Genomic DNA, 927 nt, shown 5'->3' with positions numbered 1-927 from the left:
GCCGGTCGGCCAGTTTCAGCAGGGACAGCGCTTTCAAAACCCAAGGTGATCAGGTCGAGTTCATCCACGAAGACATCGACAACGCGCACCGGATTAGTGTCGCTGACGTAATCGTCCAGGCTCTCGGGGAGCAGGGTCCTTTGACCTCGGTGTTCACCTTGAATGAAGCGTTTCATGGGCAGCCCTTGCGATGAAATCCGGGGCAATCATAGCAAGGGTTGGCTTTGGCGTTTTGACACACTCTGGGCCGGGGGCGGCTACCGCGGCATCCTTGCCGCGGTGCCCCCTACGCAACGCCTGCGTTCGGCCTCTGGGAAAGGGGCGGCAGATCAAGATCAAGATCAAAAGCCAAAGCCACGGCAACGGCAACGGCAACGGCAACGGCAACAGCAACAGCAACAGCAACAGCAACGGCAACGGCAACGGCAACGGCAACAGCAACAGCAACAGCAACAGCAACAGCAACAGCAACAGCAACAGCAACAGCAACAGCAACAGCAACAGCAACAGCAACAGCAACAGCAACAGCAACAGCAACAGCAACAGCAACAGCAACAGCAACAGCAACGGCAAGATCAACAGCTTCGCGAGCAGGCTCGCTCCCACACTTGGACTGGGTACATTCGGGGAAGATGGGCCGGCTGACAGGTCGCCATCGCAGGCAAGCCAGCTCCCACAAAAATTCAGACATATCCGCTCTGCTTTTCACCACGCAACAGGCCGAGCGTTAGCTCGCCTGCAGCTTTTGATCTTGACGCACCGCCCCCTCGTGAGGCCGAGTGGAGGTTCTGCGCAGTGGGCAACCCGGCATGGATGCCGGGTTAGCCGCGCACGGCCATGGATGGCCGATCGCGGCGGGCCCACGGAGCAGGACCGGAGCGAGGGCATGCCGAGCCTAGGCGAGGCACCGAACGAAAGGGGCAGAAG

At 59.9% G+C, this 927-nt stretch carries 1 protein-coding gene and 1 pseudogene; both read right to left on the bottom strand.

The annotated features are described in order from the left end of the window. Positions 1 to 176 (bottom strand): annotated as a pseudogene (locus tag AC1DVH_RS31835) (IS5/IS1182 family transposase); the annotation flags it as partial. Further along, positions 154 to 573, bottom strand: a complete 420-nt coding sequence (locus tag AC1DVH_RS31830; RefSeq protein WP_477757127.1) for a hypothetical protein — start codon at positions 571 to 573, stop codon at positions 154 to 156. The pseudogene AC1DVH_RS31835 and the gene AC1DVH_RS31830, both read right to left, overlap by 23 nt. Positions 574 to 927 lie beyond the last annotated feature (354 nt).

It is taken from the genome of Pseudomonas sp. P4_C3 (genome assembly GCF_056402075.1).
This window is presented reverse-complemented; position numbering and strand designations above follow the sequence as displayed.